Source organism: Paenibacillus camerounensis, from assembly GCF_000723885.1.
Taxonomy (GTDB): domain Bacteria; phylum Bacillota; class Bacilli; order Paenibacillales; family Paenibacillaceae; genus Paenibacillus_AQ; species Paenibacillus_AQ camerounensis.
This window is the reverse complement of sequence record NZ_CCDG010000042.1, coordinates 44,164-69,071: the sequence shown is the minus strand read 5'-3', so window position 1 is coordinate 69,071 and position 24,908 is coordinate 44,164. Positions and strand designations below refer to the sequence as shown.

General features: G+C 48.6%; 23 protein-coding genes. 11 read left to right on the top strand and 12 right to left on the bottom strand.

Going from position 1 to position 24,908, the window contains the following annotated elements:
- The first annotated feature begins 152 nt into the window (after positions 1–152).
- Positions 153–1,112 (top strand): magnesium/cobalt transporter CorA, encoded by a 960-nt coding sequence (corA, locus tag BN3772_RS16760; RefSeq protein ID WP_042200883.1) that lies wholly within the window; start codon positions 153–155, stop codon positions 1,110–1,112.
- 107 nt (positions 1,113–1,219) lie between these two features.
- Here the strand turns inward: corA and BN3772_RS16755 are convergent, their stop codons facing one another.
- Positions 1,220–1,768, bottom strand: coding sequence for a hypothetical protein (locus tag BN3772_RS16755; RefSeq protein ID WP_042200882.1), 549 nt, complete (start codon positions 1,766–1,768; stop codon positions 1,220–1,222).
- Between the two features lie 440 nt (positions 1,769–2,208).
- Here BN3772_RS16755 and BN3772_RS16750 point away from each other — a divergent pair, with 440 nt between their 5' ends.
- From BN3772_RS16750 to rlmD, 4 genes are all read left to right on the top strand, one after another.
- Positions 2,209–2,499: a YerC/YecD family TrpR-related protein gene (locus BN3772_RS16750; RefSeq protein WP_039869680.1), complete on the top strand. Its 291-nt coding sequence runs from the start codon at positions 2,209–2,211 to the stop codon at positions 2,497–2,499.
- A gap of 4 nt (positions 2,500–2,503) precedes the next feature.
- Complete coding sequence (locus BN3772_RS16745; RefSeq protein ID WP_042200881.1) at positions 2,504–3,283, top strand: sirohydrochlorin chelatase; 780 nt, start codon at positions 2,504–2,506, stop codon at positions 3,281–3,283.
- 168 nt (positions 3,284–3,451) lie between these two features.
- A complete protein-coding gene (locus tag BN3772_RS16740) occupies positions 3,452–4,345 on the top strand; it encodes a diacylglycerol kinase (protein ID WP_039869687.1) in 894 nt (297 codons plus the stop codon).
- A 117-nt stretch (positions 4,346–4,462) separates the two neighbouring features.
- On the top strand, positions 4,463–6,088 hold the full coding sequence (gene rlmD, locus BN3772_RS16735) for a 23S rRNA (uracil(1939)-C(5))-methyltransferase RlmD (protein ID WP_042200880.1): 1,626 nt from the start codon (positions 4,463–4,465) through the stop codon (positions 6,086–6,088).
- Between the two features lie 106 nt (positions 6,089–6,194).
- Here rlmD and BN3772_RS16730 read toward each other — a convergent pair whose 3' ends face one another.
- Positions 6,195–7,139, bottom strand: a complete 945-nt coding sequence (locus tag BN3772_RS16730) for a ketopantoate reductase family protein (protein WP_042200879.1) — start codon at positions 7,137–7,139, stop codon at positions 6,195–6,197.
- Positions 7,140–7,287: 148 nt separating this feature from the next.
- Between BN3772_RS16730 and BN3772_RS16725 the strand changes: the two genes are divergently transcribed.
- Entirely contained in the window at positions 7,288–7,863 is a 576-nt protein-coding gene (locus BN3772_RS16725; protein WP_042200878.1) for a TetR/AcrR family transcriptional regulator, read from the top strand.
- A gap of 233 nt (positions 7,864–8,096) precedes the next feature.
- Here the strand turns inward: BN3772_RS16725 and BN3772_RS16720 are convergent, their stop codons facing one another.
- The 3 genes from BN3772_RS16720 to BN3772_RS16710 all read right to left on the bottom strand — a co-directional run bounded on the left by BN3772_RS16720 (position 8,097) and on the right by BN3772_RS16710 (position 13,241).
- Entirely contained in the window at positions 8,097–9,155 is a 1,059-nt protein-coding gene (locus tag BN3772_RS16720) for a hypothetical protein (protein WP_042200877.1), read from the bottom strand.
- Positions 9,156–10,994: an HSP90 family protein gene (locus BN3772_RS16715; protein ID WP_042200876.1), complete on the bottom strand. Its 1,839-nt coding sequence runs from the start codon at positions 10,992–10,994 to the stop codon at positions 9,156–9,158. It lies immediately after the preceding gene.
- Positions 10,995–11,375: 381 nt separating this feature from the next.
- Complete coding sequence (locus BN3772_RS16710) at positions 11,376–13,241, bottom strand: cell wall anchor protein (protein WP_042200875.1); 1,866 nt, start codon at positions 13,239–13,241, stop codon at positions 11,376–11,378.
- An 893-nt stretch (positions 13,242–14,134) separates the two neighbouring features.
- Between BN3772_RS16710 and BN3772_RS30690 the strand changes: the two genes are divergently transcribed.
- Together BN3772_RS30690 and BN3772_RS16700 are read left to right on the top strand one after the other, a co-directional pair.
- Entirely contained in the window at positions 14,135–15,193 is a 1,059-nt protein-coding gene (locus tag BN3772_RS30690) for a sensor histidine kinase (RefSeq protein ID WP_157643608.1), read from the top strand.
- Positions 15,174–15,776 (top strand): response regulator transcription factor, encoded by a 603-nt coding sequence (locus BN3772_RS16700; protein ID WP_042200873.1) that lies wholly within the window; start codon positions 15,174–15,176, stop codon positions 15,774–15,776. The genes BN3772_RS30690 and BN3772_RS16700 overlap by 20 nt, the downstream gene beginning before the upstream one ends.
- A gap of 33 nt (positions 15,777–15,809) precedes the next feature.
- Here the strand turns inward: BN3772_RS16700 and BN3772_RS16695 are convergent, their stop codons facing one another.
- The 3 genes from BN3772_RS16695 to BN3772_RS16685 form a co-directional block, all read right to left on the bottom strand.
- On the bottom strand, positions 15,810–16,586 hold the full coding sequence (locus BN3772_RS16695) for an ABC transporter permease (protein WP_042200872.1): 777 nt from the start codon (positions 16,584–16,586) through the stop codon (positions 15,810–15,812).
- Entirely contained in the window at positions 16,583–17,476 is an 894-nt protein-coding gene (locus tag BN3772_RS16690; protein ID WP_042200871.1) for an ABC transporter ATP-binding protein, read from the bottom strand. Before BN3772_RS16690 ends, BN3772_RS16695 begins: the two co-directional genes overlap by 4 nt.
- Positions 17,477–18,053: 577 nt before the next feature.
- The gene (locus BN3772_RS16685; RefSeq protein ID WP_042200870.1) at positions 18,054–18,668 is read right to left on the bottom strand and encodes a peptidase E; all 615 of its coding nucleotides are present in this window, start codon (positions 18,666–18,668) and stop codon (positions 18,054–18,056) included.
- A gap of 101 nt (positions 18,669–18,769) precedes the next feature.
- On the opposite strand from BN3772_RS16685, the gene BN3772_RS16680 reads away from it, so the two are divergent.
- Positions 18,770–19,711, top strand: coding sequence for a helix-turn-helix transcriptional regulator (locus BN3772_RS16680; protein ID WP_042200869.1), 942 nt, complete (start codon positions 18,770–18,772; stop codon positions 19,709–19,711).
- 450 nt (positions 19,712–20,161) lie between these two features.
- On the opposite strand, the gene BN3772_RS16675 is transcribed toward BN3772_RS16680, so the two are convergent.
- Both BN3772_RS16675 and BN3772_RS31305 read right to left on the bottom strand, forming a co-directional pair.
- Positions 20,162–21,139, bottom strand: a complete 978-nt coding sequence (locus BN3772_RS16675) for a phosphotransferase enzyme family protein (protein WP_042200868.1) — start codon at positions 21,137–21,139, stop codon at positions 20,162–20,164.
- Between the two features lie 279 nt (positions 21,140–21,418).
- A complete protein-coding gene (locus BN3772_RS31305; protein WP_219214875.1) occupies positions 21,419–21,502 on the bottom strand; it encodes a putative holin-like toxin in 84 nt (27 codons plus the stop codon).
- Positions 21,503–21,664: 162 nt separating this feature from the next.
- Between BN3772_RS31305 and BN3772_RS16670 the strand changes: the two genes are divergently transcribed.
- Positions 21,665–22,648, top strand: a complete 984-nt coding sequence (locus BN3772_RS16670) for a tRNA dihydrouridine synthase (protein ID WP_042200867.1) — start codon at positions 21,665–21,667, stop codon at positions 22,646–22,648.
- A gap of 95 nt (positions 22,649–22,743) precedes the next feature.
- Entirely contained in the window at positions 22,744–23,313 is a 570-nt protein-coding gene (locus BN3772_RS16665) for an SF0329 family protein (RefSeq protein WP_042200866.1), read from the top strand.
- Between the two features lie 349 nt (positions 23,314–23,662).
- Here BN3772_RS16665 and BN3772_RS16655 read toward each other — a convergent pair whose 3' ends face one another.
- Together BN3772_RS16655 and BN3772_RS16650 are read right to left on the bottom strand one after the other, a co-directional pair.
- Entirely contained in the window at positions 23,663–24,064 is a 402-nt protein-coding gene (locus BN3772_RS16655) for a hypothetical protein (RefSeq protein WP_042200864.1), read from the bottom strand.
- A gap of 118 nt (positions 24,065–24,182) precedes the next feature.
- On the bottom strand, positions 24,183–24,902 hold the full coding sequence (locus BN3772_RS16650; RefSeq protein WP_042200863.1) for a response regulator transcription factor: 720 nt from the start codon (positions 24,900–24,902) through the stop codon (positions 24,183–24,185).
- Between the last annotated feature and the right edge of the window lie 6 nt (positions 24,903–24,908).

The window sequence follows — 24,908 nt, the reverse complement described above, 5'->3', positions numbered from 1 at the left end:
CACCATAGCCGCTGATTTGCGGACGGGGGTTATTTTTTTGCGCAGAGAAGTCCTTAGCGGAGTGGAATTTGGGCGATGGCCGTCTCATGCTGTACAATAGTAGGAATAGAGCGCTGCAGCAAGGGAAGCAGGAGTAAACGGAGGTCTCATTCATGATACGTACACTGGCGGTAACCCATCAGGGGGAGGTGCTGACCGGCCTGCCTCTCCAGAGCATGGCGATTGCTGATTATGCCTGGATCTGGGCGGATTTCAATGCACCGACGGCGGAGGAGACACGGCTGCTGGACAGCTATTTCCACTTCCACCCCCTGGCGATTGAGGACTGCATGCATACTTTGCAGCGGCCCAAGCTGGATTATTATGAGGATGTGCAGTTTTTTGTGCTGCATGCACTTAATGAGCAGACGCTGGAGGCAGAGGAGATAGACCTGTTCCTGAGCCCGGGCTTCCTCGTCTCCTATCACCACCAGCAGAAGCCGGAAATGGACGAGGCCTGGGCGCTGGTGCAGGCGGAAATTCACAGCCGCAAGAACTGGTCGGGCGGTCCGGTGGCTGCGGCTTATACCGTGATGGACAAGCTGGTTGACCGGTATTTTCCAAGCCTGTACAACCTGGAGGATGAGCTGGCGGATCTTGAGGGCATGGGTGAAAAAGAATCCGTAGAAGAGCTGATGAGCCAGGTGTTCAAGGTGCGCAGTCGGCTGCTGAAGCTGCGGCGGACGATTGTACCGATGCGTGATCTGATGTACCGGATCGTCAACTCGCAGCATGTCCAGAGCAACGGGGAGGAGCGGGTCTATTTCGGTGATATCCATGACCATCTGCTGAAGCTGACCGATATGATTGAGGTGGACCGGGAAATGACTGCCGATCTGCGTGACAGCTACATCTCGCTCAATTCGAACCGGATGAATTCGATTATGAAGACGCTGACGGTCATCACGACCGTATTCATGCCGCTGACGCTGATCGCCGGCATCTACGGGATGAATTTTAACGTAATGCCTGAGCTGGGCTGGAGCTTCGGGTATCCGGCTATTCTGCTGGTCATGCTGCTGCTTGGGGGAGGCATGTTTCTCTGGTTCCGGCGGAGCGGCTGGTTTAAATAACGAAATCACCCCACAAAGTGGAGCTTTTACATTGAAGATGACTCAGGTACTTTGCGTGGAACCCGGAAAACCCATAAGTGTAATAATAAACAAGCCAAACGCCACCGCTAAGAGCGGCGGCGTTTATTGGAGGAAGGGGAGGACTTCCGGCGGTTTTTAGGTTTGGCCGGAGATTTGCGGCGCTGCTTGGACGGGCGTCTTTTTTTGCGTTTCGGCTGATACATGGCGGCGTCCTCCTCGGCGGCGAATGAGCCGGAGCCTTTCTTTTTGCCGAAAGTGCCCATAACGAGCTTCACCATCGGCGCCATCTGCTGAAAGCCCTCGACGACCTTCTGCACCTTGCCCATGGAGCTGACAATCCCGTCGATTCCGCCCATCCGGTCCACGATCCCCTTAATCTGCTCGAGATTAGCCAGATTGCCGAGATTGCCGAGGTTACCCAGCAGCCCGCCGGCTTTGGGGGCCGCTTCAGCTGCAGCTACAGGTAAGGCAAGGGCTGTATCAGCTGCTTCTGCTCCGAGTGCAGGCAGCAGTCCGGCTTCAATTGGAGGCGGCGGCTGGATGTAGGAACCGATGCCGGGATAGGCTGAAGGAGCATAGGAGCCGGCCAGCGAGCGCCCCTCCCGGCGGGAATGATTATAGTAATGATGAGGCATAACATCACATTCCTTCGTTATTGGTTTGCTATACTGTATGTCATGGGCGAACATAAGGTATAGACAAACGCCCGGGTAACCGGGATATGAGCGGAAAAGGGCGGATGCCCAGCGGGACTCCGGGGGAAGTGAAGAAACCGTGTCCATGCTTGATTTTCAGAGGTTATGTAGTACTATAGTTAAGGCGGTAAATCCTATCAGATACAGATAGAGTATAATCCAAACCCGATATACGGTGTGCGCCTGGGGTGGACAAATGTCCGTCATTTTCGTTCTGTACAGCGTGAAACCGTTAATGCTTGAAAAAACTGCTCCAGTGCAATATAGTAGAGGCAAGATAGTCTTGTTGATTTTACAGCTTTAATGCTTTAAAGCCAGTTTTGGATGATGCTTAATCCATGAAGATGATGCTGACCAAACTTTTTAGGGGATGATCTACGATGCAGCTTAAGAAGCTAAACGATAAAAGTATAGACCAATTATTTGAAGCCATTTTAACACTTAAAAATATGGAAGAATGCTATGTCTTCTTCGACGATCTGTGCACGGTAAACGAGATCCAGTCGCTGTCACAGCGTCTTGAGGTTGCGCGCATGCTGGGCAAGGGCTCTACATACAATCAGATCGAGGCGGAGACCGGAGCAAGCACGGCTACGATCTCCCGGGTGAAACGCTGCCTGAATTACGGCAATGACGGCTACAAAATGACGCTGGAACGTCTGGGACGCTAATCTTATGAAACCGGGCGTCCTAATCATCAGTCACGGCTCCCGGGACAAGACCTGGGTGAAGATTGTCGATGAAGCAGTGAATCATTTGTCGCTGGCGGAGGCGCTGCCGGTGGCAGTGTCTTTTCTGGAGCTGGTAGAAGGCCGCCTCATTCAGGACGGAATAGATGAGCTTGAACATGCAGGGGTCACAGATATTATTGTGGTCCCCTTGTTTGTTTCTTCGGGCAGTACGCATATTGATGAGATAGCATATGCACTGGGTGCAAAGCCTGCGCCGGAGCGCGAGACCGATCTTGAACTGTTCGCTGTAGAGGCGAAGGTTCACTTCGGCTATCCGGTTGACGACGATCCGGACATTGCCGTTATGCTCTGGGACAAGCTGCGTGAGCTGTCAGTCCGCCCGGAGCGCGAAGTGATTCTGCTCGCCGGGCACGGCAGCAAGCATGACGGCTTCCGCCAGCGCTGGGAAGCGGGCATCTCCTCCCTCGCGGAGCGGGTGCGCGCTGTCAGCGGCGTAGCGGCGGCTGATTACGGGCTGCTGAGCGTCGGGACGCTGCGCGAGCGGGCGGAATATTGGATAGGGCAGGGCTACGGTGTGCTGGTGGCCCCGCTCTTTTTGAGTGAGGGGTATTTCACCAAGGTTGTACTGCCCGGGCAGCTCCAGGGGCTGGAGTACAGCTACACCGGCCATACACTGCTGCCGCACCCGCTGCTGCCGCACTGGATTGAAGAGCAGGTGCGTGTGATGCTGGAGCGGGCTCGCGGTGAAAATGGGCTTTTATAGTCTAAATCCGGTGCTGCTGCATAGATATATTTAGATAGCCTGCTGATGTCACTTGAATGATATAGCAAAAAAAATGCGCTGCTTGGCCTCCAACATTGCTTGTAGGGTGCTGAATTGGGTATAATCAGTAAGGTTATCTATTTTAAATACACAGGTGGCGTTCCGGTAATGAAAACTGCGAGATTGATTTATAATCCCACTTCTGGACGGGAAGAAATGAAAAGACGACTCGCCGACATTTTGGAGCGGCTGGATATTGGCGGCATTGAAGCCTCCTGCCATGCCACAACCGGGGAAGGCGATGCTACGGCGGCAGCGGCTGAGGCTGTTGAACGAGGCACTTTTGATCTGATCATAGCGGCCGGCGGCGACGGCACTCTGAATGAGGTCATTAACGGGATGGCGGAGAAGCCTAACCGGCCCCCGCTGGGTGTACTGCCGCTTGGTACAACCAATGATTTTGCCCGGGCGATGGGCATTCCGAAGAACTGGGAGGATTCCTGCGATCTGATTCTGCGCCAGGAGTCGCGCCTGATTGACCTCGGCAAAGCCAACGACCGTTATTTCATTAATATAGCCGGCGGCGGACGCCTGACCGAGCTGACATATGAGGTTCCAAGCAGACTGAAGACGATGATGGGACAGCTTGCTTACTACCTGAAGGGTATTGAGAAAATGGCCAGCCTGTCGCCGCAGGAGCTCTACATCCGTGCGAACGGCCAGGAGCTGATTCATGACGAGTTCATGCTGTTCCTGATCGCCAACACCAACTCCGTCGGCGGCTTCGAGAAGCTTGCTCCGGATGCCCGGATTGACGACGGCCTGTTCGACGTCATCGCAGTCAAGAAATGTAACCTTGCTGAGTTCATCCGCCTGGTCACCCTGGCGATCCGCGGTGAGCATCTGCAGGACAAGAAGGTTGTGTACTTCCGTACCGACGCGATGGAGGTTACCTCTCCGGGCTACGTCCAGCTTAACCTGGACGGTGAGCTTGGCGGTACCCTGCCGGGCAGATTCGAGATTCTGCCGCAGCATCTGCGGATTTTTGCGCAGAATCACTAAGACAAGAGCGTGTTAGAGAGCGAGAGAAGATAAAGCTCCACTTGATTCGTGCGGTGGCCCGTCGGGTCAGCTGGAGCTTTTGGCATTAGAAGAACATGAAAGAAGTGAGTATAGACAATGAGTAAACACCGCAGCGGACGCCGTGGGGGCAGCCGGGAAGCAGCAGCGCCAGCCGCAGATCTGCCAGTGAACAAGAATGACGAGGTTATGCTCGATATTATCGGCATGACCCATGAAGGCGAGGGGGTAGGCCGGGTGGATGGCTTTACCCTCTTTGTGCAGGGCGCCCTGCCCGGTGAGAAGGTCCAGGCCAAGGTACTCAAGACCAAGAAGCAGTACGGCTACGCCAAGCTGCTCAAGCTTGTACAGCCAAGCCCGGCCCGTATCGCGCCGCCCTGCGATATCTACGACCAGTGCGGCGGCTGTCAGCTGCAGCATATGGATTACACTGCCCAACTGGCCTGGAAACGCCAGCTGGTGGTGGACAATCTGCAGCGGATCGGTAAGCTGCAGGTGGCCGGAGCGCCGGGCAGAGGCGCTATTGCCGGAAGCGGCGGCGCGGAAGGAGCTGCGAAGGCGGCGGGGCTGGCTGAGGGAGCGGGTGAAGCGGGCGCTATAGCCGGAAGCGGCGGCGCGGAAGGAGCTGCAGAGGCAGCGAACCTGACGGATGGAGCGGATGAAGCGGGTGCAAGTGCCGGGGAGGCGCAGGCTGACGGCATCATCGTCCGGCCGACGCTGGGCATGGACGAGCCTTGGCGTTACCGCAACAAGGCCCAGGTGCCGATCGGCGTAACCGAAGGCGGCCTGGTCGGCGGCTTCTACGCCCGCGGCAGCCACCGGATCGTTGATATGGAGACGTGCCTGATTCAGCACGAGCATAACGACAGCGTCATAGCTGTGGTGAAGAGCATAGGCAGAGAGCTCGGCATCTCTGCCTATAATGAAGAAACCGGCCGCGGCCTGCTCCGTCACGTTGTCGTGAAGAAGGCCTTCCGTACAGGCGAGATGATGCTCGTTCTTGTTACAAGCGGCCGCGACATCCCGCATCTGGACGCCTGGCTCGGCAGCATCCGCGAGCAGCTCCCGGATGTAGTGAGCATCTGCCAGAACGTGAATCCCCAGCGTACGAATGTGATCTTCGGTAACGAAACCCGTGTCCTGTGGGGCAGAGACGTCATCTACGATTACATCGGAGATGTACAGTTCGCCATCTCGGCGCGGTCTTTCTATCAGGTGAACCCGGCACAGACTGAGGTGCTGTACGGCAAAACCGTAGAATACGCGGGACTGACAGGTAACGAGACGGTGATCGATGCCTACTGCGGCATCGGAACAATCTCTCTGTTCCTGGCCCAGCATGCGGCTAAGGTATATGGCGTAGAGATTGTACCTGAAGCTATCGAAGATGCGCGTGGCAACGCGAAGCTTAATAATATGAATAACGTAGTGTTCGAGGTAGGTGCGTCCGAGGACGTCATTCCGAACTGGAAAGAGCAGGGCGTCACCCCGGACGTAATCGTCGTTGATCCGCCGCGCAAGGGCTGCGACCCGCGGCTGCTGGATACGATTCTGCAGATGCAGCCGGAGCGGGTAGTGTATGTGTCGTGTAATCCATCGACACTTGCACGGGACTTGCGGGTGCTGGAGGATGGCGGGTACTCCACCGTCGAGGTTACTCCGGTGGATATGTTCCCGCATACGGTGCATGTGGAGTCGGTGGCGGTGTTGGTCAGAAAAGACTAATAGTTAAGGTGCATTGACGTATTGACGTATACAGCACAGCAACGAAGCGGGTAAAATCCCGCTTCTTTTTTTGATCATTTGGATTTTTGGAGTGGCCTGCAGATTTTTATGATATGGAAGTTTTAATAGCTTTGTATTGTTCATTATTTTCCAAAGCCGCAGTAAGACGTGGTACAGGTATACCTAACTTTTTTGCTTCTCTCACAATTTCACTTACCGCAAAGCCTGCTTTACTATTGTTGTATTCGACGAAAAGTCGTGGTAAGCTTCCCTTTGCAAAAATAACCTTGTTAAAAAGCATACCGAGAAGTGCGGGTGGAATCTTAGTCATCAGTAGAGAAATTATATCCATTTTTGCGCCTCTTGCTTTAAGCACAAGGCTGATTTCCCTCATATTCTTAGCGACATTTGCGAATGAGTCACTATGATTCATGAGTGCTGGAAAACTCCCCAGCTTTAACACCTCAGTCTCCATAGCCGCATTCACGGCAAAGTGATTCCATAGCCAGTTTTGCATATCCTTTATCCAACTAATTTTAAAATGAGCACTTTCAAATAATTTTTTGACCTTGTTGTTAATATGTTCAGTGCCTACCCGTGGTTTTTCTAAAAATAGCATTTTCAAAAAGCCGCCTCTAAGTCTATTGTCCGCAATGCCGCCTCCTCCTCCCGGGAACCCAAAGACAACATTGTTCATAGACAATGGTGAGATCGATGATTTCAAATCTTGCCAAACGTTATTAAATATTAGGACAGGGGAGGTTCCAGCAACAGTCGATAGGAATTGTGCTGCTTCTGGAAGCTGTTCCGTGTTGACACTCACAATAATGAGATCATAATTTGGGCTCATCTCCTCATGTAGTTTGACGTTCCAGCGTTCTTGTATTAGCTGCTTCCCTCTTCGTGCATCCCACATATCAAGCCCTATGCTGCTTCCGAAGGTTTCTTTTCTTCCTTTTCTAACGTAAAACTCGACTGTATGCCCTGCCTTTTCAAAGGCCCAAGCATATTGGGTTGATATTACACCTCTACCGAAGAATAAAATTCTCATATAGCCTCCTAAAAATATATATTAATGCTTGCTAATCATCAAACAACGTGTTGTATAATGTTATTGTATAGATTCACTATAGGGTCATCAACCATCAGATTTTTAATATCTGTCGTATAAAAAATTGCACAGAAAATAGAGGTAAATCATGCATAAGCAACCTGAAATTACGGACAAAACAAGGCAGGCATTTGTAAATGTATTCTGTGATTTATATAGCCGGAAACCAATCGAAAAAATCTCCATTCAAGAGATCGCTAACCAATCAGGATATAACCGCAGTACATTTTATCAATATTTTACGGATATCTATGCGTTGTTGGACTACGTTGAAGAGCGTATTTTGAACTCCATTAACGAGGAGATGGCGAGCAGAGAGTTTTCTACACATACTTTCCAAGATGCACTTCAATGCTTTGAAAATGTAGAGGAAATTTCAGTGCTTAAAGCTATCTTGGGAGACTATGGTTCTGTTCATTTCGTTGAACGCCTGAAGAGAGAAATTCCCTTTGAGAGATTGATTATTGACTTTCCAACTAATGATGCTGTAGCACCATATATAATTGAGTTTTACATATCCACTTTAATATCTATGTTTCGCCTTTGGATACGCAACGACAAGGATCTATCATCGGAAGAATTGGTCAAGTTAATAGATAGCCTATTTACAAGTGGATTAACACCGTATCCTATCTTTGGCACGGTCAATCCGCGGCGCCTCTAGTCGTCCCCTGTGTGCTCCTTGGTAAACAAGGGTTTTTGAGTACTGGAATCGGAGTTGGAACTTAGTAAACAGAAAATGACAAATAGACCGCATGCCATTGCCGGCAGTGCGGTCTATTTGATTAAATTGGATCGCAGTAGCGCTACGATAAGCACATTAAAGGTTAATATAAGCATCATTGCGTCTAACACTGTGCCTATATTATAAATGTGAAACTAGAACACGAACACACTCTACAATCGCTGCAGAAGCGCGGTATAGTAATCGTTACCGTTTCGCTTATCCAGCTTTTCGGCTGTGGCGAAAGCGGCTTGCTGGAAGTGCTTAGCGAGCAGCGTTACCTCCCCGGACTGGTGCTCACACGGGTGCCCTGCCGGAAGCTTGACCTGGAACCGGATGGATTCTCCCGCCAGCTGGCGGAACAGCTTGGCCGAATAGGCGTTGAATATCATCCGGTCGACCGGGTTCTCATGATCGAGAGAGGAGGCGATATATTCTTCAAAGACTCCCAGCGCCTTGATTGGATCGGTTAAGGTCAGGTAACCAATGTGCTCTCCCTGGTGATACAGAAAGTCGCGGTTACCCTTTACCAATCTGAAGCCTTTCTTCTGAAGCTTATCGGCTTCCTGCTGACGGCCTAGCCGCAGAAGGGGGAACAGCACCTTCGTGATGGTCACATGAGGCACCTCACCGCAGCTCATTTTACCTTTGAGAATGGGCTCAGCCGCCTTCAGGGTTCCTTCGTCGTCTCCCCGCTTCGCCAGAAACTCGACAAGGCGGTTTTGCTCACAGGCCGGACAATCGCTCATCTCATCCCGGTCCATGGTCTGTACAATGTCCCATTCTGCCTGGGAATTGTCCAGCTCCCCAAACTCCGCGAAGATGTGCGCCCGGTAGTAGTGATAGGAACGGCTGCTATAGCCTTCGGCCGCAAAACGGATCTTCATGTCCTCCAGCAGATTCTCAATCTGGACACGGCTTATATCTGCAAAAGAGGTAATGCGGTCCAGAACCCACTTGTAGGACCACAGCAGGGTGAAGCTATCGAACCGGTCCGGATTTTTGTCATACTGTCCCAATTGCCAGGAAAAGGCAACCAGTGCCTTCATTGGATAGCCGTGGAAGCTGCCCGTATCTACGATTTCGCTGCGGGCCTCAAAGCCCTGATCGAGATCTCCTGCGGCATCTGCCACCCGTACCGCCTGCTCCAGCAGCTCCAGCTTAGCCTTGCCTCCTGGCAGGTCATAGGCCTCTTCCATCAATTCTTCGTAACTCATCCCGGTAAGGTTCATCTATTCGTCTCCTCCTGTTGAATGACTGGCCGTCATACCCCAATCAATAAATTGAATGATGCCTTTGTTCAGAAGCGCTGTCTCTTGGCGGTTCATCGGATAATGTCCCATCATCAGCGCATTGCAGTACAGCATCTCGACAATAGAAGGCAGCATTGCAATGTGTGCCGGATGAAAGGCCCGTGCAATGACGGGGTTGTTCATATTGAAGTAGAGCGTTGCGTATGCTGCATCTTTTATCGAAGCGCCCAGGCTGCCCAGAACGGAGGACAGCGCATCGGTGCTCACTTCTTTGGCCGCCTCCATAACACGCCACTGAGCGGACTCCTGGGATAGGGTGTAGAGCACAGGAATCTCCTCTGGCTTGAAACGGCGAAGCTGCACCTGGCAGCGGAATTTCTGCAGCACACTGTCCGCCAATCTTACGGATTCATAGTAGTCAAGCCGCTCCTGGGGTGTAATATCGGTAAAAGATAAAGAGACCTCCTCCGGCAGGAGCCGTTCCGTCTGTACGTCCGGATCAATTAGGGGCAGCAGGGAGAGCAGCTCGGCATCATAAATATACCCGCCGTTCACCACCAGCATGGATTGGGCCGAAGCGACATGGGTAATCTGACGGTACTCGTCCAGAGTCGCAGTAAAGTATAGGGGGGACTGCTGCTTCAGCTCACCAAGCGGCCTCGTGCCAAAGCTGCTCTCAAAAGGAAGCCACTCGTGAATAATCGAGTAGAATGACGAATCTTCCACCGCAAGGGCCTTCATGGATAAGGCGTGCAGCGAAATGATAGATTGCAGGCGATCCGGATCATACTCCGCCATCCGCATCAACTCCTGACGGATGGTGTTCCCCAGCTCTTCCCGCACCTGCTCCAGCTGGACATTCTCATAGAAATGCTCCCGGGAAGCGGTCGGCTGCAGCTCATCGGTCCAGATCAAGCATTTGACGAAGAACGCCCAGTCCGGCAGAATATTGCCGGCGGCTTCGGAGACCAGCATGTGCTTCAAGTACACCCGGTGATTGCGTTTGGCACCCAGGTTCACTGCCTGCGGCAAGATGAAGGCGATGCCTCCCGTCCGGCCCGAAGCGGTGTGCAGGGGAATGAAATCGCGGAACGTCTCCCCGAGCACCTGTCTGCCAAAGGCCAGCACCTCGCTGCGATGCTTCCGGGCCAGCTGCGGATCTTTGACCCAGGGCGGGGAAGGCGGGTTAATCAAACGAGTGGTTTGATTGGACACCAATTGGATGGGATAAGGCAGCAGGGCTCCATAATGGAACAGCCATTCTTGCAGATTGCCTTCCTCGAAGTACAGCTCAGAGCCTTCTTTGCAGCGCAAAAAAACTTTGGTTCCCGCAGCGTGTATCCCTTCGAGCCTGCGAATCGTATAGGTTCCGTCCGGCTTCCCTCGCCATTCCAGCGCAGGTCCGCCCTTGGCGGATTGTGTAAGCATGACGATATCGTCACTCACCATGAAGCAGGACAAGAGCCCGATGCCAAACCGTCCGATAAAAGAGGTGTTGGTCTGGAGAAAGTCCTCGCTCCGCTTGGAGGATTGACCGATCATTGCCAGGAACTCATGAATTTCCGACTCGTCTAACCCGATCCCGTTATCTTCTATTAATAAGGTCGCCCCGGTTGAGGACCTGCTTACCTCGACATGAATCCTGCCCTCGTATCCACCCTGGGAATAAGCCTGCCGCGCAGTAATCGCGTCTATGCCATTTTGCAGCAGCTCCCTCAAGAATACCTTCGGGCTGCTATACAAATGGTTGGACAAGATGTTGATCATGCCACTTAAGTTGACCTGAAAGCGATATGTATCCTGGGTTTGATTATTCATCTTTCTTCTCCTATTCTGTATAAATTGCACTTATCATCCACAAGAGGACAACGGTATTGTCCTGTATGCCAACAACTGGCCGTTATGGTTGCGGATGGCGCTATATATATTACCCCCAAGCCGCTTTATAAGAAACAGATATTCCCAATGAAATCCCATATTTATACACGAAACCTAATTGTCGTTCTGGTAAAAATTAATCCTATGCGGTCAACAGTGTAACTGAGATAGTGAAGGAGGGGCTGATTAAAGGCAGCGGCAGCTAGACCAGCCCGGCTGAAACTTTACCAGCGCTGGTCTAGCTGGAGGTATAACATAATAATAGACCGCATACCCTTGGCGGGTGTGCGGTCTACTTGACGTTTAGGAGACACAGGGAAATTAATATACGCGGACACCCGCACTAAGCACGGATTTGTTCTGTACGGAGTTGCCGGCCAGAAATACCTTGTGCAAATTCGGCAGCCGGCTCAGGATTTCTATATTGGAGATGGCATTGTTCTCCAGATGAAGCTCTTCGATCGCCTGCCAGTTGCCCATGAATTCCAGAGAAGCTATATTGCTGTCCTGCAGGGTAAAGGAACGCAGCGCGGACAACTTTGTGAAATAAGGCAGCACCTGGTCAATGTCACTGACAGAGGTATTGTTTACGCTGAAATAGGGCTGATCTATGGTCAAGTGCTCAAGCACGCTGTTCGGCTCAGCTGCTTGTTGTGTGAAATTCAATCGGCATTCTGAGCAGACCAGCGTTTTCACCTGTTTCAGACGAAATAGGGCATCGCTCTCCTTATACAGTGACGAGTCATAGAGACTTAGTGTCTGCAGGCGGGGCAAGTTGTCCAAGGCGTCAAGATGGGCCATTTCGTCGATCTCCCAGAGGTCAAGCTGCGTCAGCTCAGGGAATTTACCCAGCTCGGTCATATTCAACTCCAAGCTCCCGCCCCGCAGCGTCAGGGCAGTTACGGCAGGCGCCTCCAGTCCGGGAAGGAAGGAGCCGGGGATTTCCACCCGCTGTACGCCCGGCAATGCCAGCGTCTCTGCCTTCTCGTAGTAACCGGACAATGTTAACTCCCGCAAAGAAGGCAGGCTGTTCACGGGCTCTACGGAGCTAAGCTGGCCCAGGGAAGCCAGGCGGAGTGCAGTTATGGAGGCCTTGCCGGCCAGACGCTCCAGGCTGGAAAAGCTCAAGCTTTCGAGATCCAGTGTCTGCAAGGCAGGCATATTTTGCACAAAGTCGATGGACTTTACATTGGTTAAATAAGAAAGCTGAAGCTCCTGAAGCCCGGTTAGCGCATACAGCGGCTGCAGGTCTGTGGCTTCGCTGTGATGGATGGCCAGGGAGGTTAGCCCGGTCATGGACGACAGCCACCCCAGTTCATCGACAAAGGTTAGCGAAAGAGATTTGAGCGGCAGCTTATTCAGCAGATGATAATCCGTTACGGACTCACCCATATAGGTAATAGACAGAGAGCTGAGATTGGGGAATTCGAGCAGCAGGGCTACTTCCTGATTGCTGCGAAGCTGGGTAGTAAGCTCTGTAATTCTCGACTTATCGCCGAAATAGCCGGAAAAACTGCTGAAGGATTCGTTAAAGGCCCCGCCATAGCTTTTTAATCCTGCCATATGGGTGAAGCTGGTTGTATCCGTCTGGGAGATTTCGTAGGTTCCGGTCAGGTTGAGCGCCGATAGCCCCTTAAAGGCTTCGAAATCCCGCTGATCAATCTGCTCTGCATTCAATCTCTTGTCCCGGGTAATATAAGTGATCTTTCCGGCCTGCTCATCGCTGAAGGGATCGGAGAGGCTGTAAGTAAATTGCCACTGGTCATCGGGCGAACGCTCTACGGTTAAATAGCGCAGACGGGCCAATTCCTCCTCTGTCGGCAGGGCAGACCCTTTATCGAAGATTTCCCGCAAAAAGGAGAGCAGGACCTCACTTTCGGGCATTGTCCGTACAGGCAGCCTGGCCTCTATTTTTTGCTGAGATGAGTTGAGACTGTAGTAGAAGTAAGTACTGACGGCGCCGGATATGACTAGCAGCAACAGCAGCAACAGCCTTAGGGGGACGGTCGTTCTCTTCGCGGGCATAGGAGGTATCCCGTGGTAATGGTTAATAGTCTGATCCACATAGTAGACGTTATTCTGCTTTAACAAAAGCTCTGTCTGACAATAGGGACACTTGAGGATTGTACCTTCCTTGTATTCAATTGTTCCGCCGCAGTTGGGACAGTTTAACGGAATGAACGCCATGGGTGCCTCCTCCTTCATTATGTATGGAGCATAAGAGCATAGTTACACTTATTATATTGGGTTCAACTTCGTTATTCAAAGAGCTATAATGGATTCGACAGCACAGCCAGAAGAGCAGGAGCCATCTAATGCCACATAAAATATCCAAAACCCATATGCACGCCAGCACCAAGATGCTATTTTTTATATACTCCGTTGTTTTAGCCTTGATTTGTTTATTTCAGAATAAGCTGATCGTTCTCCCGGCGCATTATCTGTTTGTATTTGTGATCGGTAATGTGCTGCTATGCCTTTATTTATTTTTTGCCGATGACGCCAAGCCGGAATATTATATTCCCGTGCATCTTTTTTTATGGATGTTTTTGTTGTATGACAGCTACTTTTATTTATTTTACGGCTCAGCGCTGATATTTATCGCAGCTTCTATCACCTTTATGAGGCGAAACGCTATTCATCCTTGGACTAAAATGCTATATTATATCGTTCTTTCAGCCAGTCTGTTAGCGGCATTTACCCTAAATCCGGTAGTACTGTTCATGGTCTGCACCTTGTATGCCATCGTGATGGTGCTGCATGCTGAATTGAATACGATGCTTAAGTGGAATGTGGTTATATTAGGGTTATTACATAGCTTAGCGGTTGCAGCCTGTGCATCACCGGTTCTTTTTCCTTATCAGGACAACACCATTTTTACATTGCCGGTGAGTTTTCTGATCTTTGTTATGTATGTGATATCCGCGTCGATACGCCAGGTGTTATTTCGGATTCTTTACTCAGAAGCTATTATGTTCTTATGTATGATAAGTATTTTATTTGGCTACTCCATAGCCAGCTATAAGTGGGTTTATTCAGGTGACAGCAGCCCGTTCGCTGTTTATTCAGCAGGCAGCCTGATGTTATTAGTGATTGCCTTTGCAGCATGCTTCCATATACAGAAGGTAATTCAAGCCAAGTATGCATTACTTAAGAGCGGGCTGGGTGACTGGTTCGTGAAGCAATGGGAGGATGCACTGAGCCAGCACGAAAAGGGGTTGTCCTGGTCCGGCTTTGACTCCAAGCTGGCTCCTATACTGCCGAATGACGGCATTGTAATCCTGTATCAAGACAAGGCCGTGTATACCAGTGGAGTCTTTCTTGATCCTGGCTTCAAGTCAGGTAAGTCCCTGTATGCCGGAGAAGTCAGGCTGTTGATTCACGAAACCCATACACACCAGTCCTTCACGCCAGGGCAATATTATATGGCATACGCTTTGACCCGTTATATGCGGGACAAGCTTAACCAATGGGAAGAGATGGGCAGGATGAAGCTGCCGGATGCTGAACAAGGCGGGACTTTCAGTGAAACGTTGCGCTTCCGCAAAGAGGTAACGTATTATCTGCACGATAACATTCTGCAAAACATCATTGCGACCAAAAATATCGTAGCTACTTTACCAACGGAGCAGTCTGCGCTGAAGGAGCTGGCGGTAGAAACCTTGGGTGACCTGAATACGTCGATACGCTCGCAGATGCATGAGATTTATCCGTCTACTCTTGCTGATCTGTCTTTTGAGCGGAACATTCATATCCTGCTTGATGAGCTGCGCAAGCGGTATGGCAGCATTCCGAGTCCCCATATTCAGTATGAAATCTTCGAGCGGATGGATGAGCAGTCTGCGTATTTAATGTACCGTACGTTACAGGAGCTGCTGGCGAATACCTGTAAATATGCGGAGGCCGATCATATCTGGATTCATTTGTACAGCGCGGACTGCTGGATTATGGAAGTGAAAGAGGACGGCAAGCCCCTTGTGCCGGAGGACATGGAGGGTAAGATTAAGCATCTGGGGCTTTCCAGCTTGAAGCAGCAGGCGGGCTCGCTTAGCGGAGCTTTTGAATGGGCCCAGCACGAGGATTATAAGTTGTTTACATTAAGACTTCCAAGGAGAACACATGAAGGTACTCTTATTTGATGATCATAAATTGTTTGCAAAAAGCCTCGAAATTGTTATGGCGAACCATATCGATGAATTTCTGTGCTTCCAGACACCGGAGAACATAACGGAAATTGTGCAGCAGGAAAAGCCAGATTTGATTCTGCTCGACATTCACATGGGCGCGTATAGCGGACTCGATGTGTGCCGGGAGGTGCTGTATCATTTTCCTGAGCAGAAGGTCGCCTTTTTATCCGGATATAATCTGCATGAATACAATCTGGAAGCGAAGCGCATGGGGGCTAAAGGCTTCTTAGATAAAAACATGTCCGTTGAACATCTAATCGATAGCATCAGGCAGCTCCACCAGGGCGGCACAATCTTTATGGAGAATAAGGATGATGAGGTGATTGAGGAGCTGACCCCGCGCGAAAAAGAGATTTTGCAGTATGCAAGCAACGGGGATACGCAGCAGGTGATTGCCGATAAGCTGTTTATCAGCAGGCGCACAGTCAATAATCATCTAATGTCGATCAACGATAAGCTGATGGTGAACTCCACCGTTGCTGCCATTGTGAAGGGGATCGAGCTGGGCGTTATTAAGCTGTCGAACAATAGGTGAAGAGGAAAAGGCATCCGTTATAGATGCCTTTATTTATTGTACCAGTGCTGCGGATGTCTTCTGGGCAAAAATAAAGCGCTGAACACAGACCGCTGCGATGACAAGCAGAGCAGAGATGGCGAGCAGGATCACATTATCTTTGACCACACTGCCGAATGCAGAGTTGCCAGTCCAAGCCGCCAGCAAAGCATTTCGTCCGTAGATGACCGGATTAATATAATACACCAGCTTTTGCAGGAACTGCGGGAACATTTCAATCGGGAACGTTAAGCCGCCAAGGAACATTTGGAACATATAAAAAGCCAAGGAGATCGGATTATAGATCGAAGCCTTTCTCAGAATAGAAGTTAACAGGAACGTAACGGCGAAATGAAACACCTCAATAACGGCAAGGGTAACAAGGACCGGGATGATATTTTGCAGCGGGAATACGGTTCCCTTATAGAAATAAGTAAACACAATGAACGCAATAATGACGATAAGCTGAAAGGCAAAGGTAGCCGCGAATAAAGTGAAGGAGAAGCAGAGCTCGCTGACACCCATGAACTTGAATTTCTGCAGGTTGCCGCTTTCCCTTGCCTGTACATAAAAGGTACCGAACACACTGATCACCGCATTGCCTATAATAATGATGATGTACAGCGGGATGAGCAGGTCAGATAAGGACGAGCCGCTGAACTCCACATTTTGCAGCATATATCCGAATAAAATATAGAAGCCGATCGGCATCAAGAAGGCCATAAGGACAGACGATTTATCTCTGAATAACAGCTTGAAATTATATTTGGTTAAGCTTATTACGGGTTTCATTTGGTTTCTCCCTTCTCATCCAGCTCATAGCCAATCATGGTTAGAAAAGCATCCTCAAACGTCCGTTTCTGCAGCTGGATATCATATCCCCCGCAAATTTTCAGGTTGTCGAATACATCCTTTTCGTTCTCTTCCTTGTATTCAATCATTACTTTATTGCTTTGCTGCTTATATGCATATTTGAGGGAGGAGAAGCTAAAGCTGGAATCCACAAGACAGGTCGCTAGTTTATGCATCGCAAAAGCCTCGTTGATAAGATCAGGAACAGTCCCCTGCAGCTTCACCTTACCCTGTTCAAGGACAATCACATAGTCGGACAAGTACTCCACCTCGTCTAAAAAGTGGCTGGTCAGCAGCATACTAACGCCCTTTTCCTTGCGGATTTTGCCCAATAGATCCCAGATCATTCTGCGGGACATAACGTCCAGCCCTGTCGTAAGCTCGTCGAGAATAATTAGCTTAGGATTGCCGATGGTCGCCAGCAGCACCGCTATTTTTTGCTTTTCCCCGCCGGACAGCTTCTCCAGATAGGAATTCTTAAAGGGCAGCATTTGCACGCTTTGCAGCAGCTCATCCACCGTCTCCCGGCTATCCAGCAGTTCAATATAGAGCTGTATAATATCCTTCACTTTGGCGTTTTTTTCGAACGTGGACGTCTGAGTCTGCACCCGGATGTGTTTGTACAGCTCCTTTTTGTTAAAACCATATGTAATGGAGCCTGCATAGTTTAAGTTTTGCATGATGGCTTGAATCAAGGTGCTTTTTCCTGCTCCGTTATGCCCTACAATGGATACAATACTGTTATCCTCGATAGTGAAGGATGCTTTGGACACCGCATTATTGTTGGCTTTATGGTAACGTATGGATACGTCCTGTACATTTAATATCATAGCTGATGTGCTCCCTTCGTTGCTTACAAGAGCTATTCTATATGAATCAGACGCCTGGGGCATGAGTAATTTGTGCAAAGTTGGGACGACCCATTCTCTAACAAAAAGAAAATCCGCGGCTGGAGGCAGCGACTAAGAAACGGTTTTGTAAGTCAGCATTTACGATATTCAATACATTTATAGAACGTCATAAAGAGACTAACAAACCGGATCCTGTTCCTGCCTTATGTAAAACGTTGAGCAGCGGATTGATTTTCCTTGCCCAAGCGCTAACCCTAGTCAGTCGGTTCGGAGCCAAATGAGTTTTAAGTGTAGTTTGTGCAACAAAAACAGGGGAATTCGGACATTTTAAGGAGACCCGGCTCATGCTTTGATAATGGACAACAGCCCGATTCGTTACGCTACCAAGTTACAGCTGTTTCCCAAGGAGTATCCGCATGTGCAGCTTGTTTTTTAATCATCTTACAACCCAAACTGGAACCCTTCTGATAAAGGACTTTAGCTGTGGGGCGATAGATTGTCTCCATGTGAGGTTATAAAGGTAATTGCCGTTTATATAGTTCTGCTATTCTAAAATTTAGCTTCTTACCGTTCTGATTTCATCACCAACTACCAATATTGCCTCATTGTTGCTGATTGGAGATAGTTTCAGCGTTGATGAGTAGTTATCCATAATTTTCTGGGCTGATTTCTTAAACGGAAAATTGGTGTAGTGTGGCACTGTGTAAAAGTCCACTAAACCTAGCGCGTCAAAATTAAGTAAACCGGAGGATTTTTTATGGCTGTCCATTGCTTTGACATATTCAATGTTTGCAGCGGCAACCATAGCTCCGGCGGACTCCCCAATATATAATTTCCCTGCATTTACTTCTTCTATTATAATCTCATCTGCTCCCGTTCTTTTTAGCTCTTGCAAGAGAAAGAACGTATTTCCTCCAGTTACATAGATAAAATCATTGCTTCTTAGTTTCGTACTTATCTCATTGATGGTGGACGTAGATATTTCCAACTCGTCAATAATAACACCTAATTTCTCAAGAGCCTTTTTTCCTGCTTCCACATAGAAAACAACCTTTTCAACCTTACTGGCAGTAGGAATAAAAGTTACGGTTTTACCTCTTATGTTTTCTTCAAAGTCTGCAAATATGCTGCTCACATCTTTGAAAGATGCGGATAAAAATAATTTTTTCATGTTTTGCTCCCTTTCTTTGTTTCTTTATTGGATAATTTAAGCTTAATATTAAAAGGTGTCATAAAGCGATGCCTTTTAATATAAGATTTAGGCGGTGAAGTATGAATAAGTCTGAAAGAATAAATGACATGATGTTATTTTTGAACGATAAAAACTTATTTAATTTGAAAGATTTGATCGAGAAATATAACATATCAAAAAGCACAGCACTAAGAGATATTAAAGCCTTAGAGCGTATCGGTATGCCAATATATTCTCAAAACGGAAGAAACGGTTATTATGGCATACTACGTAACAGGCTTCTATCTCCTATTGTTTTTAATATGGATGAAGTTTTAGCACTGTATTTCTCAATGCTCACGCTACGGGCTTACGAAAGTACGCCTTTTCATTTGAGTGTCGAAAATCTAAAAAAGAAATTTGAAAATTGTTTATCCGCAGAAAAAATTGATATGCTTCGTAGTATTGAACGAGTGTTTAGTTTGGCTACCATACAGCATAGTAACGACTGCAAATTCTTAAGTGTCATCTTGCAATCTGCTATTGAGGAAAAAGTCTGTATAGTGACCTATAGAAAAAATAACATTGAAATAGACTACTTCATTCAATTTTTTAATATTTCGGCTGCTTATGGACAATGGTATGTAACAGGCTATAACTTTGAAACCAATAGCCCCAAAGTGTTTCGATGTGATAAAATCTTAGACGTCAAGGAATGCAATCAATATCAGTCAAAATCACTTGACGATTTCATGAAACCAGCCGATACATTGTACAAATTGCAAGATGCCACTGATTTTGAGGTGGAAATATCTGAAACAGGAGCCGACTTGTTTTATAAGGAACATTATCCGTCAATGAAGCTTTATACGGAAAAGGGTCGCTTTATTATTCGTGGTTTTTATAACAAGGGCGAGGAACAATTTATTGCAAATTACTTTATCGCTTTTAGCGAAAATATATTATCCATACACCCCACGTCATTGAAAAAACGAATCATAGAAAGAATGCATTTTCTCGAAAAATATATCGCTGACATATAGACAACCATCTCATCCCTCGTCTAAACCGATGATCGCCAGCAGCAACGCAAGATAGCTTGGAGAAGAAGAGAGTCGCTCAGATTTGTGATAATAATGACAAATAATGAATGAGCCCAGCCGAAATAACTGTACTTTCTGCAACTAAACCTGACTAATTAGCGCCGCTTCAGATTATAACTGCACTCTGTACACTTATATTTGCTGAAAATGCCCGAAACCGGCTTTTTCAAGGAAAATAGATGTACAGAATACAATTATCGCCTTACAATGATTGATTTCCTCTGTTTTAATTGTACAAAGTACACTTAAACTGATTTGACCCTGAACCCACTGACTGAGGCTCCCGGTATTCTGACGTTCATAATCCTCCTGGAGCCATCCAGACGACTCGTTTCCGGCAAGAGCCTGTCTGCAACACAGCAAGGACTTTTAGCTGCCTAAAGTGTCAGCCTATTCCCAGTAAGGTTTCCCGCTAAAGAGGAACGGCTCATTGTTCAGATACGCATTAATTTCCCTGCTTGCTAATCTTCCAATATGGTCAGACAGCCATTCCTGCCAGTCCGGCAGGCCCAGCCAGAAATTCATAGTTTCAAGCTGCGCTGCAATAAAAAAAACCTCCAACAACTCAACCTGGTTATCCGGTAACTGATAATACTCCGCATAGGATTGAAGCAGCTGGTCTCTAAATGCAGGATGGATATAGGAGAACGTCCAGCCCAGATCACCTAAATAGTAGCCAAATCCGCAAGCGCCAAAATCGATCGGCCGCACTTCTTTTCCCTGAAACACCAGATTACTTGGGATCAAATCCGCATGAATCATTCCCCAATTGCCGGGGGTTCGTTCAATAGTGTCCATCATTGCAATGACTCGCTGGCCCGCTTGTTGAAGAAGCGCTGTATCATCTGCATCAAGCAATCCTGCCTTAGACTGTTCGCTAAGCTTCTCAAGTGACTGTAGTATCCGGGAGCTGTCAAAGGAAGGGCGTTCAAATAAACCGGGGATGCTCCAATTCGAGGCTTGTCTATGTAATTTACCGGTCATTTCCCCTATAGCCGCCGCGTCTTCTATTGTTAGAATAATAGGCTTCTGCTCACCCTCGACCCATGTTAATAAAGTGCAGTTTAGATTATTCACATTCGTAATGAATTCCCCGCGGATATTCTTAAGAGGGGCCGGCACGGCTAGATCTGTGTCCAAGGCCAAGGCTTGAAGCCAGACCATTTCAGAACGGATCACTTCCGGCGTACTCCAGATGCTTTCAAGAGCATCCCCCTTGGAGTGGTGCAGGCGCAGGCTGTAGCTGTTGTTGTCCAGGTCAGTGACCTTATAGATCGTATTCCCGCTTTGTGCGATAAATTCAACCGATTTGCAAGTTATAGCGTAGTTACTCAATGCCTCCTGCGCAGTATTCAAAAGATTAATCAAATTAGCATCGCTCCTTGTTGGAATGGTATAAAATTACAATAGCATCAACTGATTGGCAGGAGTATGTAAGTGTTGGTTATAGCTGTTTTTGACTGAGGGGTTCTTAGAAGTGCGTGGATTGAAATTTCCTCTTGCCATGTTATAATAAGGGCAGAAATAGCGTAAAATGCAAAGAGAGCCGTGCACGAACACGACTCCCGTTTTGCAATAGCCGCTTTTAAGGGCGGCGGCTTCGGAATAGCAGTCATGGGATAGACCGTTTCCTTTGGACAGGGCGGTCTATTTCTTTTTGAGGTAGTTAAGCAGAGCAATAATGAACATGCCGAACATGAACATCAGCGACAACGCTTGATAAACCTCCATTGGCTTCACCTCCCTCCCGGGAGATTAGCCGACCGCCCTTGCAAGCCTTCCATTGCTGTTGCAATTATATCATTTTGTACTGAGTCTTGGAAGAATTTGTACTGACGTTTATGCATCAAAAATATAACCATTTATCCTGATACCCATAGAGAGGTTTCCAACATGACAACTAACTTTTGGCGCGATTTGCCGCGTCCCTTTTTTATACTGGCGCCGATGGAGGATGTGACGGATGTGGTGTTTCGTCATGTCGTAAGTGAGGCGGGCCGGCCGGATGTGTTCTTCACGGAGTTTGCGAATTCGGAGAGCTATTGTCACCCGGAGGGGCATCATGCAGTGCGCGGGCGGTTAACGTTCACAGAGGATGAGCAGCCGATCGTCGCGCACATCTGGGGAGATAAGCCGGAGTTCTTCCGTCAGATGAGCATCGGGATGGCGGAGGAAGGCTTCAAGGGCATCGACATTAATATGGGCTGTCCAGTAGCGAACGTAGCCGAGAACGGAAAGGGAAGCGGCCTGATCTGCCGTCCCGGGCTTGCAGCGGAGATCATCCAGGCGGCGAAGGCCGGGGGACTGCCGGTCAGCGTTAAAACAAGGCTCGGGTTCACGGAGATCGATGAATGGCGCGGCTGGTTAACCCATATTTTGCAGCAGGATATCGTGAATCTGTCGATTCATCTGCGCACACGCGAGGAAATGAGTAAGGTGGACGCCCACTGGGAGCTGATCCCGGAGATTAAGAAGCTTCGCGATGAGATTGCACCGCAGACGCTGCTGACCATTAACGGAGACATTCCTGACCGCCAGACCGGCCTGAAGCTCGCTGAACAGTACGGGGTGGACGGGATTATGATCGGCCGGGGGATTTTTCAGAATCCGTTTGCGTTCGAGCAGGAGCCGAAGGAGCACACTAGTGCTGAACTCTTGGATCTGCTGCGCCTGCACTTGGACCTTTATGATCAATATTCAGGACAGGCACCACGCTCGTTCAGCCCGCTTCAGCGGTTCTTCAAAATCTATGTCCGCGGCTTCCGCGGAGCCGGTGAATTAAGAAATACCTTGATGAATACCAAATCAACGAGTGAGGTACGTGCGCTGCTTGATGCTTTTGCGACTAAGGAGCCTGAAGAGGCGGAGAACGTATAGATACTAAGCTGCTAAGTGGAGGATAGGCGGTGGAGAGGGGGACAACCCCCGGAGCCAGCAAGCCTGTCCTCTGTTTGGTATAGGGAGGGAAATACATGTCTTGGAGTAAATTGAAGCAGCAGCTGGAGGGCTTTCTGAGCCCTGCATTAAACGGAAGGGTAGAGTACCGCGCGCCGGGCTACCGTTATCTGCCTGATAAATCAGGGATCTGCTACATCTCAGTCGATAAAAAGAATGTGCTAGTCATGAGCGATAAAAGTAACCCGATCAGATGGTACCAGACAGAGCTGGACATCAAAAACGATCCGCGTATCCGGATTCCTGTCACCAGTGAGGACATTGAAGCCGTCAGACAAACCGTCAAGGGGCCCGTACCGGAGGATCGCCTGATCGTCATGGCCGGCAGCCGCAAGAGTACAGAGCATGCCAAGGAGCTTTTGTCCGCCCAGACAGCATTAACGAAGTCGAATTTCATTGTAGTGGCTAACAAGTTTCTGGTTACTCCGATAGAGGAGAGTATGGAGAGCAGCGATATGATGCTGAATATTCTGGCTCTGCTGGACAGACGGGTCGGGAAAAAGCGGATTCTAAGCATGGCCGGGAAGATGGAGCTGAAGCATCCGGCGGTGCAGTATTTCTATGAGCTGCGGCGGTGGACGCTCTGAGCTGAGAAAAACGCAAGTTAAGGCCTCATAAACCCTAACTTGCGTTTTTTAGTTGAACAAACAGCTATTTTAATTATTTATTTTTGATTAGGGCAGTGATAGTGATCCAAATTCCTAGTATGTTCAAAAAAGATCCCGCTACGATAGGGTAATTCACATCACGAAATGCAAATACCCATATCATTATTGAAGCTACACCTAATATTGTAAGCTGTACACCAAATAAAATATAGTGTATCCCATTTTCTCTTGTAATATGTTTAGACAAAAACCATACTACAAAAATAAATAGTATTATCAATATTGGAATCAGGAATTTTAGATATATCAATATCGCACCTCCAGGTATTTAGAAGGAAGTATCGCTACCATTAAATACTAACCATTGATGTCCTGCATTAGTCCAATTCACTGTAACCCCGTAATTACCAGCACCGCCGGTATCTTGAAAATCAAAGGCAACTCCAAGTTTACCATCGCCATGGCTAGGATTTATTAAGTCTTGAGTCCATCCATCATGATCGGTAACATAACCTAGAGAGCTGATAACAGAAGTGCTTCCGTATCCACCATTCGTATTATAGTACGTTATGCCTACAGAGTCTAATCCTCCGACATTTTTTGTCTCGCCCTTAGTTCCCCACCAACTGCCAGGATTGTCATTAAACCAAGCCGTGTCATTCCAATATCCGCCGCCTGTTACGTTCCATCTATTAGTGTGGGAATCGAATGTAACCCAGGCGTTGTTCATGGTAACATCTGTACTTCCTACTGAAAAAGGAGAAATTAATCCGCTATCCTCTGATGGTATATCTAAAGACATTGAGCTTTGGTGTAAACAATATCCAGAGTGAAATAAATCAGGCTCCTTAATAAGGACTACTGCCCTTATCGCCAGGCTCGCGCTTGCTCGCGGCAAGCATATAGCCTTGCCCGCGAATCGTAATGATTCTCTCCGGATTGACAGGATCAGCCTCGATTTTTTTACGCAAATTACTGATGTGAACAGCGACCGTTCTAGTATCCTCCAGACTGTCCATTCCCCAGATGAGATGGAACAAGGTATCGACGGTGACGACACGATTAACGTTCTGGGCCAAATAGGAGAGCAGACTAAACTCTTTTTTCGATAAAAAAAGGGTTTTACTGTCTATATTGACGGACTGTGCGTAGAAATCCAGCGTTAAGCCCGGCAGCTCCAGCAGCTGCTCTCTTCTGCCTGTCGACACTCTGCGAAGGTGAGCCTTAATCTTGGCCATGAGTACGCCCGGACTGAACGGCTTGGTCACATAATCGTCGCCGCCATGAGAATATGCGCTGATTTTTACCTCGTCTTCCTCATGACTGCTCAGAAACACGATCGGTGCATTCGTGTAGCCGCGTGCGTTCCTGCACCAGTCAATACCATTTTCGTTAGCCAGCAGTACATCCAGTACAATCAGATCCGGATTATACGAGGCCAGCAGCAGCATGGCGCCTGCCCCGCTGTGGCTATACGAGGCTGTAAAGCCTTCCCGTTCGCAATAGGCCTGAATAATCTCACAGATATGGGGATCGTCATCGACGATCATAATTTTGTAAGTGTCCATCACGCC

Coding starts and splice junctions, on each gene's coding strand:
- BN3772_RS16665 (WP_042200866.1), top strand. CDS start 22,744: ATGTCTTGGAGTAAATTGAAGCAGCAGCTGGAGGGCTTTCTGAGCCCT.
- BN3772_RS16745 (WP_042200881.1), top strand. CDS start 2,504: ATGAAACCGGGCGTCCTAATCATCAGTCACGGCTCCCGGGACAAGACC.
- BN3772_RS16680 (WP_042200869.1), top strand. CDS start 18,770: ATGAATAAGTCTGAAAGAATAAATGACATGATGTTATTTTTGAACGAT.
- BN3772_RS16755 (WP_042200882.1), bottom strand. CDS start 1,768: ATGCCTCATCATTACTATAATCATTCCCGCCGGGAGGGGCGCTCGCTG.
- BN3772_RS16725 (WP_042200878.1), top strand. CDS start 7,288: ATGCATAAGCAACCTGAAATTACGGACAAAACAAGGCAGGCATTTGTA.
- BN3772_RS30690 (WP_157643608.1), top strand. CDS start 14,135: ATGTTATTAGTGATTGCCTTTGCAGCATGCTTCCATATACAGAAGGTA.
- BN3772_RS16650 (WP_042200863.1), bottom strand. CDS start 24,902: ATGGACACTTACAAAATTATGATCGTCGATGACGATCCCCATATCTGT.
- BN3772_RS16670 (WP_042200867.1), top strand. CDS start 21,665: ATGACAACTAACTTTTGGCGCGATTTGCCGCGTCCCTTTTTTATACTG.
- BN3772_RS16750 (WP_039869680.1), top strand. CDS start 2,209: ATGCAGCTTAAGAAGCTAAACGATAAAAGTATAGACCAATTATTTGAA.
- BN3772_RS16695 (WP_042200872.1), bottom strand. CDS start 16,586: ATGAAACCCGTAATAAGCTTAACCAAATATAATTTCAAGCTGTTATTC.
- BN3772_RS16700 (WP_042200873.1), top strand. CDS start 15,174: ATGAAGGTACTCTTATTTGATGATCATAAATTGTTTGCAAAAAGCCTC.
- rlmD (WP_042200880.1), top strand. CDS start 4,463: ATGAGTAAACACCGCAGCGGACGCCGTGGGGGCAGCCGGGAAGCAGCA.
- BN3772_RS16655 (WP_042200864.1), bottom strand. CDS start 24,064: ATGAACAACGCCTGGGTTACATTCGATTCCCACACTAATAGATGGAAC.
- BN3772_RS16685 (WP_042200870.1), bottom strand. CDS start 18,668: ATGAAAAAATTATTTTTATCCGCATCTTTCAAAGATGTGAGCAGCATA.
- BN3772_RS16730 (WP_042200879.1), bottom strand. CDS start 7,139: ATGAGAATTTTATTCTTCGGTAGAGGTGTAATATCAACCCAATATGCT.
- BN3772_RS16740 (WP_039869687.1), top strand. CDS start 3,452: ATGAAAACTGCGAGATTGATTTATAATCCCACTTCTGGACGGGAAGAA.
- BN3772_RS16710 (WP_042200875.1), bottom strand. CDS start 13,241: ATGGCGTTCATTCCGTTAAACTGTCCCAACTGCGGCGGAACAATTGAA.
- BN3772_RS31305 (WP_219214875.1), bottom strand. CDS start 21,502: ATGGAGGTTTATCAAGCGTTGTCGCTGATGTTCATGTTCGGCATGTTC.
- corA (WP_042200883.1), top strand. CDS start 153: ATGATACGTACACTGGCGGTAACCCATCAGGGGGAGGTGCTGACCGGC.
- BN3772_RS16720 (WP_042200877.1), bottom strand. CDS start 9,155: ATGAACCTTACCGGGATGAGTTACGAAGAATTGATGGAAGAGGCCTAT.
- BN3772_RS16690 (WP_042200871.1), bottom strand. CDS start 17,476: ATGATATTAAATGTACAGGACGTATCCATACGTTACCATAAAGCCAAC.
- BN3772_RS16715 (WP_042200876.1), bottom strand. CDS start 10,994: ATGAATAATCAAACCCAGGATACATATCGCTTTCAGGTCAACTTAAGT.